Source organism: Caballeronia sp. LZ008, from assembly GCF_031451435.1.
Lineage (GTDB): Bacteria > Pseudomonadota > Gammaproteobacteria > Burkholderiales > Burkholderiaceae > Caballeronia > Caballeronia zhejiangensis.
Genome location: NZ_JARUXK010000004.1, coordinates 646,866 through 661,619 on the forward strand (window position 1 = coordinate 646,866; position 14,754 = coordinate 661,619).

15 protein-coding genes are annotated in these 14,754 nt (G+C 65.4%); 8 read left to right on the forward strand and 7 right to left on the reverse strand.

All coding sequences use genetic code 11. From position 1 onward, the window contains the following. Nucleotides 1–230: 230 nt before the first annotated feature. The gene (locus QCE49_RS27710) at nucleotides 231–512 is read right to left on the reverse strand and encodes a DUF4148 domain-containing protein (protein ID WP_008353580.1); all 282 of its coding nucleotides are present in this window, start codon (nucleotides 510–512) and stop codon (nucleotides 231–233) included. A 264-nt stretch (nucleotides 513–776) separates the two neighbouring features. Here QCE49_RS27710 and QCE49_RS27715 point away from each other — a divergent pair, with 264 nt between their 5' ends. Continuing rightward, complete coding sequence (locus tag QCE49_RS27715) at nucleotides 777–2,108, forward strand: Nramp family divalent metal transporter (protein ID WP_175979223.1); 1,332 nt, start codon at nucleotides 777–779, stop codon at nucleotides 2,106–2,108. A gap of 60 nt (nucleotides 2,109–2,168) precedes the next feature. Here QCE49_RS27715 and motB read toward each other — a convergent pair whose 3' ends face one another. Further along, nucleotides 2,169–3,149: a flagellar motor protein MotB gene (gene motB, locus QCE49_RS27720; RefSeq protein WP_008353578.1), complete on the reverse strand. Its 981-nt coding sequence runs from the start codon at nucleotides 3,147–3,149 to the stop codon at nucleotides 2,169–2,171. Nucleotides 3,150–3,179: 30 nt separating this feature from the next. Beyond that, nucleotides 3,180–4,052 carry a flagellar motor stator protein MotA gene (gene motA / locus QCE49_RS27725; RefSeq protein ID WP_008353577.1) on the reverse strand — a complete coding sequence of 291 codons (873 nt, stop codon included), beginning with the start codon at nucleotides 4,050–4,052 and terminating at the stop codon, nucleotides 3,180–3,182. A 238-nt stretch (nucleotides 4,053–4,290) separates the two neighbouring features. Between motA and QCE49_RS27730 the strand changes: the two genes are divergently transcribed. Both QCE49_RS27730 and QCE49_RS27735 read left to right on the forward strand, forming a co-directional pair. Further along, complete coding sequence (locus tag QCE49_RS27730; protein WP_175979224.1) at nucleotides 4,291–5,109, forward strand: helix-turn-helix domain-containing protein; 819 nt, start codon at nucleotides 4,291–4,293, stop codon at nucleotides 5,107–5,109. Between the two features lie 131 nt (nucleotides 5,110–5,240). Next, the gene (locus tag QCE49_RS27735; protein WP_008353575.1) at nucleotides 5,241–5,513 is read left to right on the forward strand and encodes a hypothetical protein; all 273 of its coding nucleotides are present in this window, start codon (nucleotides 5,241–5,243) and stop codon (nucleotides 5,511–5,513) included. 92 nt (nucleotides 5,514–5,605) lie between these two features. Here the strand turns inward: QCE49_RS27735 and QCE49_RS27740 are convergent, their stop codons facing one another. The 3 genes from QCE49_RS27740 to QCE49_RS27750 all read right to left on the reverse strand — a co-directional run bounded on the left by QCE49_RS27740 (nucleotide 5,606) and on the right by QCE49_RS27750 (nucleotide 8,690). Then, nucleotides 5,606–5,773 (reverse strand): hypothetical protein, encoded by a 168-nt coding sequence (locus tag QCE49_RS27740; protein ID WP_008353574.1) that lies wholly within the window; start codon nucleotides 5,771–5,773, stop codon nucleotides 5,606–5,608. A 66-nt stretch (nucleotides 5,774–5,839) separates the two neighbouring features. Continuing rightward, nucleotides 5,840–7,282 (reverse strand): MFS transporter, encoded by a 1,443-nt coding sequence (locus QCE49_RS27745; RefSeq protein ID WP_250459853.1) that lies wholly within the window; start codon nucleotides 7,280–7,282, stop codon nucleotides 5,840–5,842. A gap of 115 nt (nucleotides 7,283–7,397) precedes the next feature. Further along, a complete protein-coding gene (locus tag QCE49_RS27750; RefSeq protein WP_033536124.1) occupies nucleotides 7,398–8,690 on the reverse strand; it encodes an MFS transporter in 1,293 nt (430 codons plus the stop codon). Nucleotides 8,691–9,215: 525 nt separating this feature from the next. Between QCE49_RS27750 and QCE49_RS27755 the strand changes: the two genes are divergently transcribed. Beyond that, nucleotides 9,216–9,959 (forward strand): response regulator transcription factor, encoded by a 744-nt coding sequence (locus QCE49_RS27755; protein ID WP_008353569.1) that lies wholly within the window; start codon nucleotides 9,216–9,218, stop codon nucleotides 9,957–9,959. A 64-nt stretch (nucleotides 9,960–10,023) separates the two neighbouring features. Here QCE49_RS27755 and QCE49_RS27760 read toward each other — a convergent pair whose 3' ends face one another. After that, entirely contained in the window at nucleotides 10,024–10,929 is a 906-nt protein-coding gene (locus tag QCE49_RS27760) for a dihydrodipicolinate synthase family protein (protein ID WP_008353567.1), read from the reverse strand. 212 nt (nucleotides 10,930–11,141) lie between these two features. Here QCE49_RS27760 and QCE49_RS27765 point away from each other — a divergent pair, with 212 nt between their 5' ends. The 4 genes from QCE49_RS27765 to QCE49_RS27780 are packed head-to-tail and all read left to right on the forward strand — an operon-like array spanning nucleotide 11,142 to nucleotide 14,719. Beyond that, the gene (locus QCE49_RS27765) at nucleotides 11,142–12,074 is read left to right on the forward strand and encodes a 4-hydroxyproline epimerase (RefSeq protein WP_250459850.1); all 933 of its coding nucleotides are present in this window, start codon (nucleotides 11,142–11,144) and stop codon (nucleotides 12,072–12,074) included. Then, nucleotides 12,071–13,210 (forward strand): FAD-binding oxidoreductase, encoded by a 1,140-nt coding sequence (locus QCE49_RS27770; RefSeq protein ID WP_250459848.1) that lies wholly within the window; start codon nucleotides 12,071–12,073, stop codon nucleotides 13,208–13,210. Before QCE49_RS27765 ends, QCE49_RS27770 begins: the two co-directional genes overlap by 4 nt. Next, nucleotides 13,203–13,451, forward strand: coding sequence for a 2Fe-2S iron-sulfur cluster-binding protein (locus QCE49_RS27775; RefSeq protein WP_250459846.1), 249 nt, complete (start codon nucleotides 13,203–13,205; stop codon nucleotides 13,449–13,451). Before QCE49_RS27770 ends, QCE49_RS27775 begins: the two co-directional genes overlap by 8 nt. Next, the gene (locus QCE49_RS27780) at nucleotides 13,448–14,719 is read left to right on the forward strand and encodes an FAD/NAD(P)-binding oxidoreductase (protein ID WP_250459843.1); all 1,272 of its coding nucleotides are present in this window, start codon (nucleotides 13,448–13,450) and stop codon (nucleotides 14,717–14,719) included. The genes QCE49_RS27775 and QCE49_RS27780 overlap by 4 nt, the downstream gene beginning before the upstream one ends. Nucleotides 14,720–14,754 lie beyond the last annotated feature (35 nt).

Consider the following 14,754-nt stretch of genomic DNA (forward strand, 5'->3'; position numbering starts at 1 on the left):
CCATCAGTGTCGTTATGGTAGTGGCCGGGTGCCAACGACAATATGACGTGAATATGGCGCCGATGTCAGATAAGGCGGTTTGAAAGCAAGCTTGCGAAAGCCCATGGTAGGGCGGAGCATTCGCATCGGACAGCGGGGAATAGCGAAGCGCGAGCGCGGGTTACGCGCTTCGAAGGGACGCGAGCGAGACGGCGCGGAAGGCCGCGCGTGTCTCGTTCGATGAGCGTGCGTTACTGCGGGGTTTGACCGAGCGGCGTCGTCGACATCGTGCGTCCCGAAGACGACGAACCGTCGCTGGACGAGCCATATGCGCTTTGCGCGCTGACCTTGGCTTCGGCTGCCTGGATGTCGTTCGGATAGAACGCATCGCGCTCGGACGGGTTATAGCCGGCTTGTTCGACGCGTTGCAGATCCGCTTTCACCTGCGCGCGCGTGAGACCTTCGGATTGTGCGAGCGCGGCGAGCGGCGCGGCAGCAAGGGCGATTACAGCGATGCGTGTGACTAGTTTCATGGCGCACTCCTCATGCGGGTAAAAATGAACGGGACGTGCGGTTGCGCGATATGCAGCGTCGGCACGCTCGCTACAGCCACCACTGAATTCTATTTGTCGTACCGTGACGAGATGCTGGCGATGAGATGACGCTTTGGTCAGATTGGGGCTGTCTGTGAATGCGCGCAGCCGGTGATAGACTCGCCCGCGAGACGCGCCTTGTAAGCTACCTGAACAACATCGTTCGCGGATGTTGTCCCCGATATCCCATCAGGACTCGATAAATTGCCGTTCAATCTGCCGACCACGGCCACCGCGCCGTTTTGCCCATCGGAAGTCAAAGGCTCCGTCGCCGTTTCGCCGGGCGCGCCGCTATGGAAGAAGCTTCTGCAATTCGCGGGGCCGGGCCTGCTCATTTCCATCGGCTATATGGACCCGGGCAACTGGGCGACGGATATCGAAGCCGGCTCACGCTACGGCTATAGCCTGCTCTTTGTCGTCGTGTTGTCGAGTCTTGCGGCGATGGTGCTGCAATGTCTTTCGATGCGCCTTGGCATCGTCACGGGAAAGGATCTCGCGCAGCTATCGCGTGAGCGTTACGCGAAACCGGTCGCGAACGTGCAATGGATGCTCGCGGAGTTATCGATCATCGCGTGCGATCTCGCGGAAGTGCTCGGCGGCGCGCTCGCGTTTCATTTGCTGTTCGGCGTTTCGCTGATGTGGGGCGTGGTGCTCACCGCATTCGATACGCTCATCGTGCTGGGCCTGAAAGGCAAGAACTTTCGCGATCTCGAAGCCATCATGCTCGGGCTCATCGCGACGATCGGCGTCGGTTATATCGTCGAGCTCGTGCTCGTCAAACCGCATTGGCCTTCGGTTGCTGCCGGGCTCGTGCCATCGATTCACGCGTTGAGCGATCGCGAGCCGCTTTATCTCGCGATAGGCATTCTCGGCGCGACCGTGATGCCGCATAACCTGTATCTGCATTCCTCGATCGTGCAGACGCGCGTGGTGAATCGCGATGCGAAGAGCCTTGCATCGGCGATCAATCTTTCGCGGCTCGATACGATCGTGTCGCTCGTTCTCGCGCTGCTGATCAATGCGGCGATCCTGATTCTCGCGGCATCGGCATTTCACGCGACGGGACACACGCAAGTGACCGAGATCGAAGATGCGTACAAGCTGCTTGCGCCTATCGTGGGAACCGGGCTTGCGGCGATTCTCTTCGCGGTGACGCTCTTTGCATCGGGCCAGAGTTCGACGTTCACCGGGACCATTGCAGGGCAGGTCATCATGGAAGGGTTCCTGCAACTGAAAATCCCGTGCTATCAGCGCCGATTCATCACTCGGGCGCTTGCGCTCGTGCCAGCGTTGATCGGCGTGTACGTGATGGGCAACGGCGCGGTCGGCAAGCTGCTCGTCGCGAGTCAGGTCGTGCTGAGCCTGCAACTGCCGTTCGCGCTTTATCCGCTGATCCGGATGACGAGCGATCGCGGCCTCATGGGAGCGTTCGCGAACAAACCGTTCATGAAGCTCGTCGCGTGGGCGCTGTTCGTGGTCATCAGCGCGGCGAACGTCTGGCTCGTGGTGCAGACGGTCGCGGAGTGGCTCGGCTGAAATGAAAAGCGCCATGCACGATTCGATGTGCATGGCGCTTCGTCAAGCCGCGAGCGTTGTCTACTTCACCACCGCCGCCGGCGCATCCGACTTGACCGAGACCGGCGCGGGAAGCGCCGCTTCGACAGGCCGCGTTTCATCGACCGTGGTTCTGCCGCCATCGCGGAAGAACGCCTGTTCCGCGGCCTTGTTCAGCACGAGAATACTGATCCGCCGATTCGTCGGCTCGTCGACGACATCCTTGTTGAGCGGCAGCACGTCGGACAGTCCGCGCACTTGCAGCACCTTGCTTTCCTTCATGCCGCCCGCGACGAGCGCGCGCCGCGCGGCATTCGCCCGCTCGCTCGAAAGCTCCCAGTTCGAATAGCCCGCCTGACCGCCGGAATAGGGCACTGCATCCGTATGCCCCGCAATCGACACGCGGTTATCGACATCGTTCAGCGATGCGCCGATGTTCGTCAGAATCGTCGTCACATAGCTTTCGAGTCTCGAACTGCCCGATGCGAACATCGGCCGCTTGAGCGAATCGACGATCTCGATACGCAAGCCTTCACTCGTGATCGCGATGCGAATCTGATCCTTGTACGCGCGCAGCGCAGGCGTCTGCTCGATGAGCGCCATCAGCTTCTGCTTGAGTTGCTGCAGCTTGCGCAAGTCGTCCATCGCAACGGCAGCGCGCGCGATCGATTGCGGCACCGGTTGCGTCTGGGTCTTGTTGCCTTCACCCGGACGCGTGCTCGACAGATCCCTGCCGCCGCCCGCGATGACGCTCGTATGCGCCGACGCGCCGCCATCGTTGCCGAACAATGCGGAAAGCGGCGTATTGAAGTATTGCTCGATGCCTTCCTTGTCGTACTTCGATGTCGATCCGAGCAGCCACATCAACAGAAAGAACGCCATCATCGCGGTGACGAAGTCGGCGTAGGCGATCTTCCATGCGCCGCCATGATGGCCGTGTCCGTGCGCCTTCTTCTTGCGCTTGACGACGACAGTCGGCGCAAGCACGGACTGCAGCGGATCGCGTGACGGTTTCTCAGCCATGTGCGTTGGTCCTTTGCGTACCCGATGTCATCACGAAGCCGCCTTCGGCATCTTGGTGGCACGAACCGCGTCGTCGAGTTCCTTGAAGCTCGGACGATCGGCGGTGAAGAGCACCTTGCGGCCGAACTCGACCGCGATCGTCGGCGCATAACCGTTCATCGATGCGAGCAGCACGGACTTCACGCACTGGAACGGCTTCGCTTCGGCCGCGCCCTTCGCGTTGAGCAGGTCCGCGAGCGGGCCGATGAAGCCGTACGCCAGCAGAATGCCGAGGAACGTGCCGACGAGCGCACCCGCGATCATCTCGCCGAGCACGGCGGGCGCGGCGCCGACCGAGCCCATCGTGTGCACGACGCCCATCACCGCGGCGACGATACCGAATGCAGGCAGGCCATCGGCCATTTTCTGAATGGCGTTCGCGGCGATCGAGCTTTCGGTGTGGTGCGTGTCGAGCTCTTCGTCCATCAGATCCTGCATTTCGAGCGCGTTGACATTGCCCGCCGACATCATGCGCAGATAGTCGACGATGAAGTCGAGCAGATGATGATCGGCCATGACGTGCTCGTACTTCTGAAAGACCGGGCTGGACTCGGGCGCATCGACATCGGCTTCGAGCGCCATCATGCCTTCCTTGCGCGCCTTCTGAAGCAGTTCGTAGAGCAATGCGATCAGCGCGAGATATTTCTCTTTCGTGTAGCCGCCGCCCTTGAACGCCTTCGGAATCGATTGCAACGTTTTCTTGAGCGTCGCGGTCGGATTCGACACGACGAACGCGCCGATCGCCGCGCCGAAAATACACAGCAGCTCGAACGGTTGCACGAGGGCCGCGAGGTGGCCGCCGACGCCGACGAAGCTTCCGATCACCGAGCCGATGACCAACAACCATCCGATGATGACAAACATGATTTCTCCGCAAAAGTCCGGGCGCCGCGGGCCGTGCGTGCTCGGGATTGAGACGCGCACGGCTCGCGACGCATTGTTCGCTTGTTGTTGGACTTATCGGCGCGAAAGTGCCGGAGATTTAGGGTGTCGCGCGCAAGTTTTTCTTCGCAAATGTTTGCGGCGTAAATGTTACGTTCGTGGCGCCGCTTACTTCGCAGGTAATGGATCGCGTGATCATGTTTCGTCTAACATCGGTTGCATGAACTCGACCCTCGTACATCCGGCCGTTCGATCGGACGTCGGCGCGCTATTGCGCGAATGGCGTCAGCGCAGGCGCATGAGCCAGCTCGATCTCGCAGGCGTTGCGGACGTGTCCACGCGTCACCTGAGCTTCGTCGAATCGGGCCGCTCGCTGCCGAGCCGGGACATGCTGATGCGCCTCGCCGAGCAACTGGACGTGCCGCTGCGCGAGCGCAACACGCTGCTCGTCGCGGCCGGCTATGCGCCGCTTTATCGCGAGCGCGCGCTGGCCGATCCGCAACTTTCCGCTGCCAGGCGTGCTGTCGATCTCGTGCTCAAAGGGCATGAGCCGTATCCCGCGCTCGCGGTCGATCGTCACTGGACGATGATCGCGGCCAACGCGGCTTTCGCGCCGCTCGTCGCATCGGCGGATGCGCAATTGCTCGTGCCGCCGGTCAACGTGCTGCGGCTGTCGATGCATCCGCAAGGTCTCGCCGATGCCATCGACAACTGGCACGAGTGGCGCGCGCATCTGCTCGCGCGCCTGCGCCGGCAAATCGACGTGTCCGGCGATGCGACGCTCGTCGCGCTCTTGGCCGAACTGGAGGCGTATCCCGCGCCGCGTCACGCGACCCACGAGCCGCGCGGCGAGACCGATCCCGTCGTCGTGCCCTTGCGTTTGCGCACGCAGCACGGCGTGCTGTCGTTCTTGAGCACGACGACGGTTTTCGGCACGCCCGTCGACATCACGTTGTCGGAGCTTGCGATCGAAGCCTTCTTTCCCGCCGACGATTCGACCGCCGCCATCCTTCGCGAACTCGCCGACGCAAGACGTTGAGCTTGCGTCGCGCCGCGCATGCTTACAGAATTGAACCTAGTCGACATGCGCGGATCAATGAGAAAGCAGGCTGCGCGCCGCATGGCGCGCAGCCTGTGTCAGCTTTTGTCCAACCAACGCGGAAGGCAGCGATGATTCAAACATTCGAACAAGTGATCGGCGGGCAAACGATGCAGTTTTGCGCCAGCATCGCGGAGGGCGGCGGGCCGCTGCGCGTCATCATCAGCCGTGCGGATTCGGCGGAATCGCTCGTGATCGTCGAAGCGGACGGCATCATCGGCGCGATCAAGGCCGAAGTGGAAGCGCCCGATACGCTCGTCGCCGATGCCGTTCGCAAGGCGCAGCAGGAAGCGCTCATCGAGCGTGCGCTGGAAACCGGCGCGGTGCAGACCACTAGCCTGTAACGCTCTTCGTCCACGAGCATCAGTAAGCATGCCCGCGCCGCTTTCAAGGCCGCGCGGGCATTGCTTTATGCGCGCGATGGCCGCCCGGCGTTCTACATGCGCGGTTCGCCGTTTTTCGGATCGGCGGGCACCATCGGCGTCGCGGAATCCGGGCCGTCAGGCATGTCCGGATCTTCGGGGTTCGGCGCGGCGTCGGGATCGAGCAGCTTGTCCGGGTCCGGTTCGAGCGGCTCCTCGGGGGAGCGGGGCATTGTCGACATGGTGTTGTCCTCAAAAGATTCGCGGCTTTACCTGGGCGTTGCAACGGCCGTTCCCGGCGTCCGTCTCTAAGTAACACGTTCTTCGGCGTTCGCGCTCGCCGGATTGTTCACATGACGCGCGATCGACGCGGCGCACAACAGAAGCGCGACGGAGATCGCCGCCGACCAGCGCACCGCATCGACGATCTGGTGCGCGCTCGCCGCGCCGTCGCCATAAGCCGCGAGCGCGCCGAACGCCGCGACGCCGATCGCGCCCGCCGCCTGCCGCGCCGTGTTGAGCACCGCCGACGCCGTGCCCGCACGCGGCTGGCCGACGGTGCCGAGCAGCGCGGTCGTCATCGCCGGGACCGCGAGTCCCATCCCCGATGGAATCAGCAGGAACGGCACGAGCAGCGCGGCCGTGGGCGTCGTCGCATCGACGAAGGCGAGCGCGGCGAAACCGGCGGCGTCGAGCAGCGCGCCGAAGATCATCGGGCCGCGCGAGCCGAAGCGCGCGACGACAGGGCCGCTCGCCAGGTTCGAGATCAGGAATCCGCCCGTCAGCGGCAGGAACGCGAGGCCGGTCTGCAAGGGCGTGTGACCGAGCACGCGCTGCAAATACAGGCTCAGCACGAAGACCATTCCATAGTAGGTGAGATTCACGCCGATACCGAAGGCCACGGCCGCGCTGAACGTGCGCTCGGCGAAGAGCGACAGCGGCAGCATCGGCGTGCGGCTTTCGCGCTCGATCGCGATGAACGCGCCGCCCGCCGCCAGCGCGAGCAGCAAGGCGCCGATGACGAGCGGATGCATCGGTCCGAGCGGGCGCAGTTCGATCACCGCGCCGACGAACGAGGCGAGCGCGACGATCGCCAGCGCCTGGCCGGGCAGGTCGATGCCGCGCGCACGACCGGCATCTTTGGGTCGCGCGTTTTCTATCCACGCGAGCGTCGCGACGATGCCCGCCGCGCAGATCGGCAGATTGACCCAGAAAATGCTGCGCCAGCCGAACGCCGCGATCAGCACGCCGCCGACGATCGGCCCCGCCGCGATCGACACCGCGCCCGCCGCCGTCCACAAGCCGACCGCTCGCGCGCGCAGACGCCGGTCGTGGCCGCACGCCGCATTCAGCAGCGCGAGCGAGTTCGGCAGCATCGCCGCCGCGCCGACGCCCTGCAAGGCGCGCGCGGCGATGAGTTGCGTCGCGTCGCCGGAAAAGGCGCACGCGAGCGACGCCAGCGCGAAAAGCGCAAGTCCGCCGACGAACATGCGCCGCGCGCCGAAGCGGTCGCCGAGCGAACCGGCCGAGAGCATGAGCGCGGCGAAGGCGAGCGCGTAGCTGTCGATGGTCCATTGCAGGCTCGCGACGCTCGCACCCAGATCGTGGCCGATGCGCGCGAGCGCGACATTCACGATCGAGACATCGAGTTGCGAGACGACGAAGCCGACGCTGGTCGCCGTCACGGTGAGCGTCTGCCGTGCGGACAGACGCGTTTCGGATGAAGAAAGATTCGAGTTCATGCCGGCCATCGTAGGCGCGCGGCGCGGCCGATGTTTCGGCGTGGGCCGAAACGTGAAAGCGCAATGAAAAATGGCGCACCGCGTGAACGGTGCGCCACTTCGCGTGTGGAACGCTAACGCCGGATCAGCGCGCCTGCTTGATGAACAACGTCGTCAGCGCGCCGACCGCGCACAGTGCGCCGACGTAGATCGCGGGCGCCATCGGGCTCGATTTCATCATCAGCGAGACGACGATCGGCGTGAGTCCGCCGAACACCGCATACGCGACGTTGTACGAAAACGAGATGCCGGAGAAGCGCACGGCCGCGGGGAACGACTTGACCATCACGAACGGAATCGCGCCGATCACGCCGACGAAAAAGCCCGCGAGCGCGTACCACGGCAAAAGCGCGGAGGCATCGGCCGCGACCTGCTGGAACATCATCCAGTACGTGACGGCGAGCGCCACGCCGCCGACGAAGATCGTCTTGCCCGCGCCGATGCGGCCCGCGATCGCGCCCGCCAGCACGCAGCCGATCGTGAGACACAGCGTCGCCGCGCAGTTCGCGACGAGCACCGTCGCCGGCGCGATGTGGAACTGCTTCTGCAGCAGCGTCGGCGTCATCAGGATCACGACGACGATCGCGGCGGAAAGCATCCACGTCAGCAGCATCGACACGATGACGGCGCGGCCGTGATCGCGCAGCACGGCCTTGAGCGGAAGTTCCGCGGCGAGCGACTTGCGCTTCTGCAACTCGGCGAACACCGGCGTTTCATGCAGCCAGCGACGCAGATACACCGAGCACAGACCGAAGATGCCGCCGAGCAGGAACGGCAGGCGCCACGCGAAATCGGCGACTTCGGCCGGCGCGAACGCCTTGTTGATGCCCGTGGCGATCAGCGAGCCGAGCAGAATGCCCGCCGTCAGGCCGGCCGTGAGCGTGCCGCACGCATAGCCGATATGACGCCCCGGCACATGCTCCGACACGAACACCCACGCGCCCGGCACTTCGCCGCCGACCGCCGCGCCCTGCATCACGCGGAACACGAGCAGCAGGACGGGCGCCATCAGGCCGATCGACGCGTACGTGGGCAGGAGGCCCATCAGGAGCGTCGGCACGGACATCAGCAGCACGGAAAGCGTGAACATGCGCTTGCGTCCGAGCAGATCGCCGAAGTGCGCCATGATGATCCCGCCGAGCGGGCGCGCGAGATAACCCGCCGCGAAGATGCCGAAAGTCTGCAATTGACGCAGCCAGTCAGGAATCGACGGCGGAAAGAACAATTGGCCGATGACCGGCGCGAAGAACACGAAGATGATGAAGTCGTAGAACTCGAGCGCGCCGCCGAGCGCGGCGAGCGTGAGCGTCTTGTAATCGCCGCGCGTGAGCGCACGGCCGGCCGCGCGCGGGGCGTCGGACAGAGGTGTTGCCTGCATCGGAAAAGAACCCGTAAGTGGAAAAGCCACGCATGACGCGCGGTAGAACGAGGCTTTGCCCTGCGGGAGTGACTAAACGCGCCGGGTGGACGCGAAGCGAAGGCCCGGGCGCGGAACGCGAACGATCCGGGCCGGAAGCCAGCGGGCGCGGATTCGAAAGCCGCTGCCCGTCATCCGCGCTGCGCGATGCGACGGACAGTCGCGGCGCAGCTTGCTACGACGTCTCGGTAAAACGGCGGAAGCGGGAACTTTTGAGCCAAACACGGCATGTTACAGGATGAAAGCGCGCGCAAAAGCGAAAACCCGTTCTAATTTCGAGATGGTTGCGCGCATCAGACGCCGCCCGTTCCGGGCGCTAGGCAGTCACATGCGTTGACAATTCGGATGAGTCCGATGGGAAAGGGTCGCATCGCTGCCCAGAATACGCAGCTTGTAAATCCCCGTCTCATCCCGCGACGAGACGCCCGGCGGGCGCCGCAAAACGGCCTCCGCTTCATGTCCCTTGGACTCATCAGGTAAGACACTATGCGCGTCGCCGTTTTGCAAACCGACCCCAGTTATCGAAATCTCATCAGCGATGTCGTCAAACGACTCGGCCACACTTGCGTGACTTTCGGCGATGGCCTCGTGCTGTCGAAGGCGCTGTCCCGCTCCACGGTCGATCTGCTGATTCTCGACTGGAATTCCACGGGCCTCTGCGGCCTCGATCTGCTGAAATCCGTGCGCTCGAGCTTCGGCGAACGCGTGCCGGTCATGTTCGCGACGCCGGACGGCGCCGAACACAACGTTGTCTGCGCGCTCACCGCCGGCGCGGACGATTTCGTCGTGTATCCGATCCGCCCGGGCGAGTTCGGCGCGCGCGTCGAAGCGCTCTTGCGCCGCGCGTATCCCGCGACGTCGAGCGCATGCCTCGAAGTCGGGCCGTATCGTTTCGACGCACGCCAGCAAACCGTCACCGTGCGCGGCAAGCCGGTGCAGTTGAGCGGCACGCAATTCCGTCTCGCGCAGCTTTTCTTCTCGAACATCGGCCGCGTGCTGTCGCGCGATCATATTTTCGCGATGGTCTGGGGACGCGAGTTCCGCGAAACGACCCGCACGATCGACAGCCACGTTTCGCGCCTGCGTCTCGCGCTGGAAATCGAGCCGGTCAACAACTTCCGCCTGCAGCCGGTGTACAAGAGCGGTTACCGTCTGCTGCATCTCTACGATGAAGGCGCGGATTCGGATGGCGGTCTCACCGATCCCGCGCCTGCGCAGATCGCGGCCTGAAGCCGATCAAAAAGCAAATGCCGCCGGTTGACAAACCGGCGGCATTTTTCATTTCGCGCGCGTCTTAAAGCGCCGGCAATGCGGGGCGCGTCTCGATGCTCCGGCGAATCAGCGTTTCGACTTCCTTGCGCTCATCGCCGGCGAGCGGCAGGCGCGGCGGACGCACCGGCTCCGTGCCCAGACCGACGATCGCCTCGGCGAGCTTGATGTTCTGCACGAGCTTGTGCGACACGTCGAGCGCGAGCAGCGGCGCGAACCAGCGATAGATCGCGCGCGCTTCCTCGACACGCCCCGCGCGAATCAGCTTGCTGATCGCGACCGTTTCGCGCGGGAACGCGCACACGAGACCCGCGACCCAGCCGTGCGCGCCCATCAGCATCGCTTCCATCGCGAGATTGTCGACGCCGCAAAAAATCGCATAGCGGTCGCCCGTTTCGTTGATGAGATCGGTGATGCGGCGCACGTCGCCGCTCGATTCCTTGATCGCCGCGAACTTCTTGTCTTCGGCAAGTTCGGCGAACATCTTCGGCGTGACATCGACGCCATAAGCGAGCGGATTGTTGTAGACCATCAGCGGCAGCGGACTGGCATCGGCGACCATGCGGAAATGATTGAGCGTCTCGCGCCGGTCCGACAGATAACGCAAACCCGGCAGCACCATATAGCCCGCCGCACCGTGGCGCGCGGCGCGCTCGGCCTGGCGGCAGCCGTCGAGCGTGCTGTTCTCGGCGATCGTCAGGAGCACCGGCACGCGGCCGCGTGCGGCGTCCACGGCGATGTCGAGCACGTCGAGCTTTTCGTCCAGCGATAACGTCGATGCTTCGCCGAGCGAGCCGCACACGATGATGCCGTCCACGCCCGCTTCGATCTGCGCGTCGATGTTCTTCGCGGTCCACGCACGGTCTATGCTGAAATCGGCGTTGAACTTGGTGGTCACGGCGGGCATCACGCCTTCCCAGATATGCGTCACGGCGGCTCTCCGAAATTGATTGGACGGTACGCAGTGTAAGCACCGAAAAATCAGGCGTCTTGCGTGATTCGCGCGCGCCGCGTGCCGATTTCGGCATAGCCGTTTCGCACCGCGAAAAGCCCCACCGGACGATCTTCGATTATGCCGATTTCGTCATCCAAACCGTCCAGCCGCGTCAAGACGCCCGGCGTACGCGTTTCTACGATAGCGGCATGAAAACCATCGACATCATCGACTCGCATACGGGCGGCGAACCGACGCGCCTCGTGATCGCGGGCGGCCCCGATCTGGGCAACGGCACACTCGTGCAACGGCTCGACGCGTTTCGCACGCGCTTCGATGACTGGCGCCGCGCCATCGTCACGGAGCCACGCGGCTCGGACGTGATGGTCGGCGCGTTGCTCTGCGAACCCGACGATCCCGCAGCCGCGGCGGGCGTCATCTTCTTCAACAACGTCGGCTATCTCGGCATGTGCGGGCACGGCACGATCGGGCTCGTCGCGTCGCTCGCCCATGCGGGCAGGATCGCGCCGGGGCGGCATCGGATCGATACGCCCGTCGGGCCCGTCGATGCGACGCTGCACGAGAACGGCAGCGTCAGCGTGCGCAACGTGCCGGCGTATCGGCATCGGCGGGCGGTATCGGTCGATGTGCCCGGCCACGGCACGCTCACCGGCGACGTCGCGTGGGGCGGCAACTGGTTCTTTCTCGTCGCGGATCACGATCGCGAACTGGTGCCCGCGCGCATCGCCGAGCTGACCGCGTTCACCGAGGCGATCCGCGATGCCTTGCATGCGCAGGGCATCACCGGCGCGGACGGCGCGTTCATCGACCATATCGAACTGTTCGCGGATTCGCCCGTCGCCGGCGTCGACAGCCGCAATTTCGTGCTGTGCCCGGGCAGCGCCTACGACCGTTCGCCGTGCGGCACCGGAACGAGCGCCAAGCTCGCGTGCCTCGCGGCGGACGACGCGCTCGCGCCGGGCGACATCTGGCGCCAGGAGAGCATCATCGGCAGCGTGTTCGAGGGCAGTTACGCGCTCGACGGCGACGCGCTGATCCCGACGATCACCGGTTACGCGCACGTCATGTGCGAAGGACGGCTCGTGTTCGACGCGCGCGATCCGTTCATCAAAGGCATATGACGGCGGACGTGATCGTCGTCGGCGGCGGGATTGTCGGGGCGGCGTGCGCAGCCGAGCTTGCCGCGCGCGGCATGACGGTCGATGTGCTCGACGCGGGCGGCATCGGCGGCGGCGCGACGGCGGCGGGCATGGGCCATATCGTCGTGATGAACGATTCGCCCGCCGAATTCGCGCTGGCGCGGGCTTCGCGCGAACTGTGGCTCGCGCTCGGCCCGCAACTGCGCGAGCGCGATGCGTTCTCGCGCTGCGGCACGCTCTGGATCGCGGAAGACGACGAGGAACTCGACGCCGCGCGCGCGATGCGCGACGCATTCGCCGCGGCGGGCGTGCGCGCGCATATGGTCGACCGCGCCGCGCTGCGCGAATCCGAGCCGTCGGTGAGCCACGCGATGCAAGGCGGCCTGCTCATCGACGACGACGCGATCGTCTACGCGCCCGCCGCCGCGCAATGGCTGCTGGCGAGTTCGACGCGCATTCGCGTATCGACCGGCTGCGCGGTGCATTCCGTCGATGCCGCCGGCGCGCACGCGCGCGTCACGCTCGCGAATGGTGAACGACGAACGGCTGCGCACGTGGTCATCGCCAACGGGCTCGCCGCGCCGGATCTGATCGCGGGCCTGCCGCTCGAAGCGAAGAAGGGGCATCTGCTCATCACCGATCGTTATCCGGGCACGGTTCGTCATCAGGTGCTGGAGCTCGGCTATATCAAGAGCGCGCATCACGCGCGCGGCACGTCGGTCGCGTTCAATGCGCAGCCGCGTCCGACCGGGCAAGTGCTGATCGGGTCGTCGCGTCAATTCGGCACGCTCGATCCCGCCGTCGAAATGAACGTGCTCGCGATGATGCTCGCGCGCGCGACGCGCTATCTGCCGGGAATCGGCGGGCTCGATGCGATTCGCGCGTGGACCGGTTTTCGCGCCGCCACGCCCGACGGCTTGCCGCTGATCGGACCGGCGCGTTTCCCCGGCGACAGGCTGTGGCTCGCGGCGGGTCACGAAGGGCTCGGCGTGACGACGTCGCTCGGCACGGCGAAACTCCTCGTCGCGCAGATGCTCGGCGAGCCGCTTGCATTCGATATGCCCGACATGAACGCTTTCTGCCCGCAACGATTCGCGCCGGAGCACGCCGATGGCTGAGCGCGTGCGCGTCATCATCGACGGCGAATCGCTCGACGTGCCCGCGTTCGCGACCGTCGCGGCCGCGATCGCGATGCGGGGCATTCGTGGCACGCGGCGCTCTGTCACCGGCGAGCCGCGCGCCGCGCTGTGCGGCATGGGCGTGTGTCACGAATGCCGCGTGACGGTCGATGGCCGCGCGCATGTGCTCGGCTGTCAGACGCTTTGCCGCGACGGCCTGTCGATCGAGACGGCGCGATGAACATCGAACGAGTGGACATCGCGATCGTCGGCGCGGGACCGGCGGGCTTGAGCGCGGCGCGAATGGCGGCGCGAGCGGGCGGGCGCGTCGCGCTCATCGACGACAATCCGCGCGCTGGCGGCCAGATCTGGCGGCAAGGTCCGACGCAAGCGCCCGCCGCGCCATTGCGCCAATGGCTCGACGAAACGCGCTCGCACGCGAAGCTGATCGTGATGAACTCGACGAAGGTCGCGGCAGCGCCCGGCGACAAACGGCTGCTGCTCGAACGCGACGGCGCGCCGCTCGTGCTCGCGTATTCGAAGCTCATCCTCGCGACCGGCGCGCGCGAGCGGCTGCTTCCTTTCGACGGCTGGACCTTGCCCGGCGTGACCGGTGCAGGCGGCTTGCAGGCGCTCGTCAAAGGCGGCATGCCGGTGCGTGGCGAGCGCATCGTCGTGGCGGGCAGCGGGCCGCTGTTGCTCGCCGCCGCCGATACCGCGCGTCGTCACGGTGCGCGCGTCGTCGCCGTCGTCGAACAGGCGCCGTTCGCGCGGGTCGCACGATTCGTCGCGTCGCTGGCGCTGACGCCGGGAAAGCTGGCGCAGGCCGTCGCGCTCGGCGTCGCGTGTTACCGGACGGGCAGCGTCGTCGTGAAGGCGCATGGAAGCGCGCGCGTGGAGGCGGTCACGATCCGCACGCGCGGGCGCGATGAAACGCTCGAAGCGGATCGCATCGCGTGCGGTTTCGGACTCGTGCCGAACACGACGCTCGCGCTCGCACTCGGCTGCTCGACGGATGAACGCGACGGCGCGATCCACGTCGACGGCGCCCAGCGAACCTCTCAGCGAGACGTATTCGCGGCGGGCGAATGCGCGGGCATCGGCGGGATGGAACTCGCGCGCGTCGAAGGCGCGATCGCGGCGCAGGCGGCGCTCGGCGTCGCCATCGATGCGCGTTTGTTGCGCGAACGCGGTCGCTGGCGTGCCTTCGCTCGACGCGTCGCACGCACGTTCGAACTCGGCGCCGACGCCCGCGCGATGCCATCGCCGGATACGTTGCTGTGCCGCTGCGAGGATGTTTCAATCGGCGAAGTCGCCGCGCACGCGAGCTGGCGCGATGCCAAATTGCAGACGCGTTGCGGCATGGGGCCGTGTCAGGGGCGCATCTGCGGCGAGGCGGCGTCGGTCCTGTTCGGATGGCCGCGCGCGGTGGCGCGTCCGCCGTTCGCGCCGGTTTGCATCGACACGCTGATCGCTGCGGGCGAACTGACCGAAACGCGTCATTTCTAGTGGGGCCAGCGCCAATTTTGTCCGCGTATTGGCGC

Bases quoted from the DNA above. Each gene is read 5' to 3' on its own strand.
- QCE49_RS27710 (WP_008353580.1), bottom strand. From the start codon at position 512: ATGAAACTAGTCACACGCATCGCTGTAATCGCCCTTGCTGCCGCGCCG.
- motB (WP_008353578.1), bottom strand. From the start codon at position 3,149: ATGGCTGAGAAACCGTCACGCGATCCGCTGCAGTCCGTGCTTGCGCCG.
- motA (WP_008353577.1), bottom strand. From the start codon at position 4,052: ATGTTTGTCATCATCGGATGGTTGTTGGTCATCGGCTCGGTGATCGGA.
- QCE49_RS27730 (WP_175979224.1), top strand. From the start codon at position 4,291: ATGAACTCGACCCTCGTACATCCGGCCGTTCGATCGGACGTCGGCGCG.
- QCE49_RS27735 (WP_008353575.1), top strand. From the start codon at position 5,241: ATGATTCAAACATTCGAACAAGTGATCGGCGGGCAAACGATGCAGTTT.
- QCE49_RS27740 (WP_008353574.1), bottom strand. From the start codon at position 5,773: ATGTCGACAATGCCCCGCTCCCCCGAGGAGCCGCTCGAACCGGACCCG.
- QCE49_RS27745 (WP_250459853.1), bottom strand. From the start codon at position 7,282: ATGGCCGGCATGAACTCGAATCTTTCTTCATCCGAAACGCGTCTGTCC.
- QCE49_RS27750 (WP_033536124.1), bottom strand. From the start codon at position 8,690: ATGCAGGCAACACCTCTGTCCGACGCCCCGCGCGCGGCCGGCCGTGCG.
- QCE49_RS27755 (WP_008353569.1), top strand. From the start codon at position 9,216: ATGCGCGTCGCCGTTTTGCAAACCGACCCCAGTTATCGAAATCTCATC.
- QCE49_RS27765 (WP_250459850.1), top strand. From the start codon at position 11,142: ATGAAAACCATCGACATCATCGACTCGCATACGGGCGGCGAACCGACG.
- QCE49_RS27770 (WP_250459848.1), top strand. From the start codon at position 12,071: ATGACGGCGGACGTGATCGTCGTCGGCGGCGGGATTGTCGGGGCGGCG.
- QCE49_RS27775 (WP_250459846.1), top strand. From the start codon at position 13,203: ATGGCTGAGCGCGTGCGCGTCATCATCGACGGCGAATCGCTCGACGTG.
- QCE49_RS27780 (WP_250459843.1), top strand. From the start codon at position 13,448: ATGAACATCGAACGAGTGGACATCGCGATCGTCGGCGCGGGACCGGCG.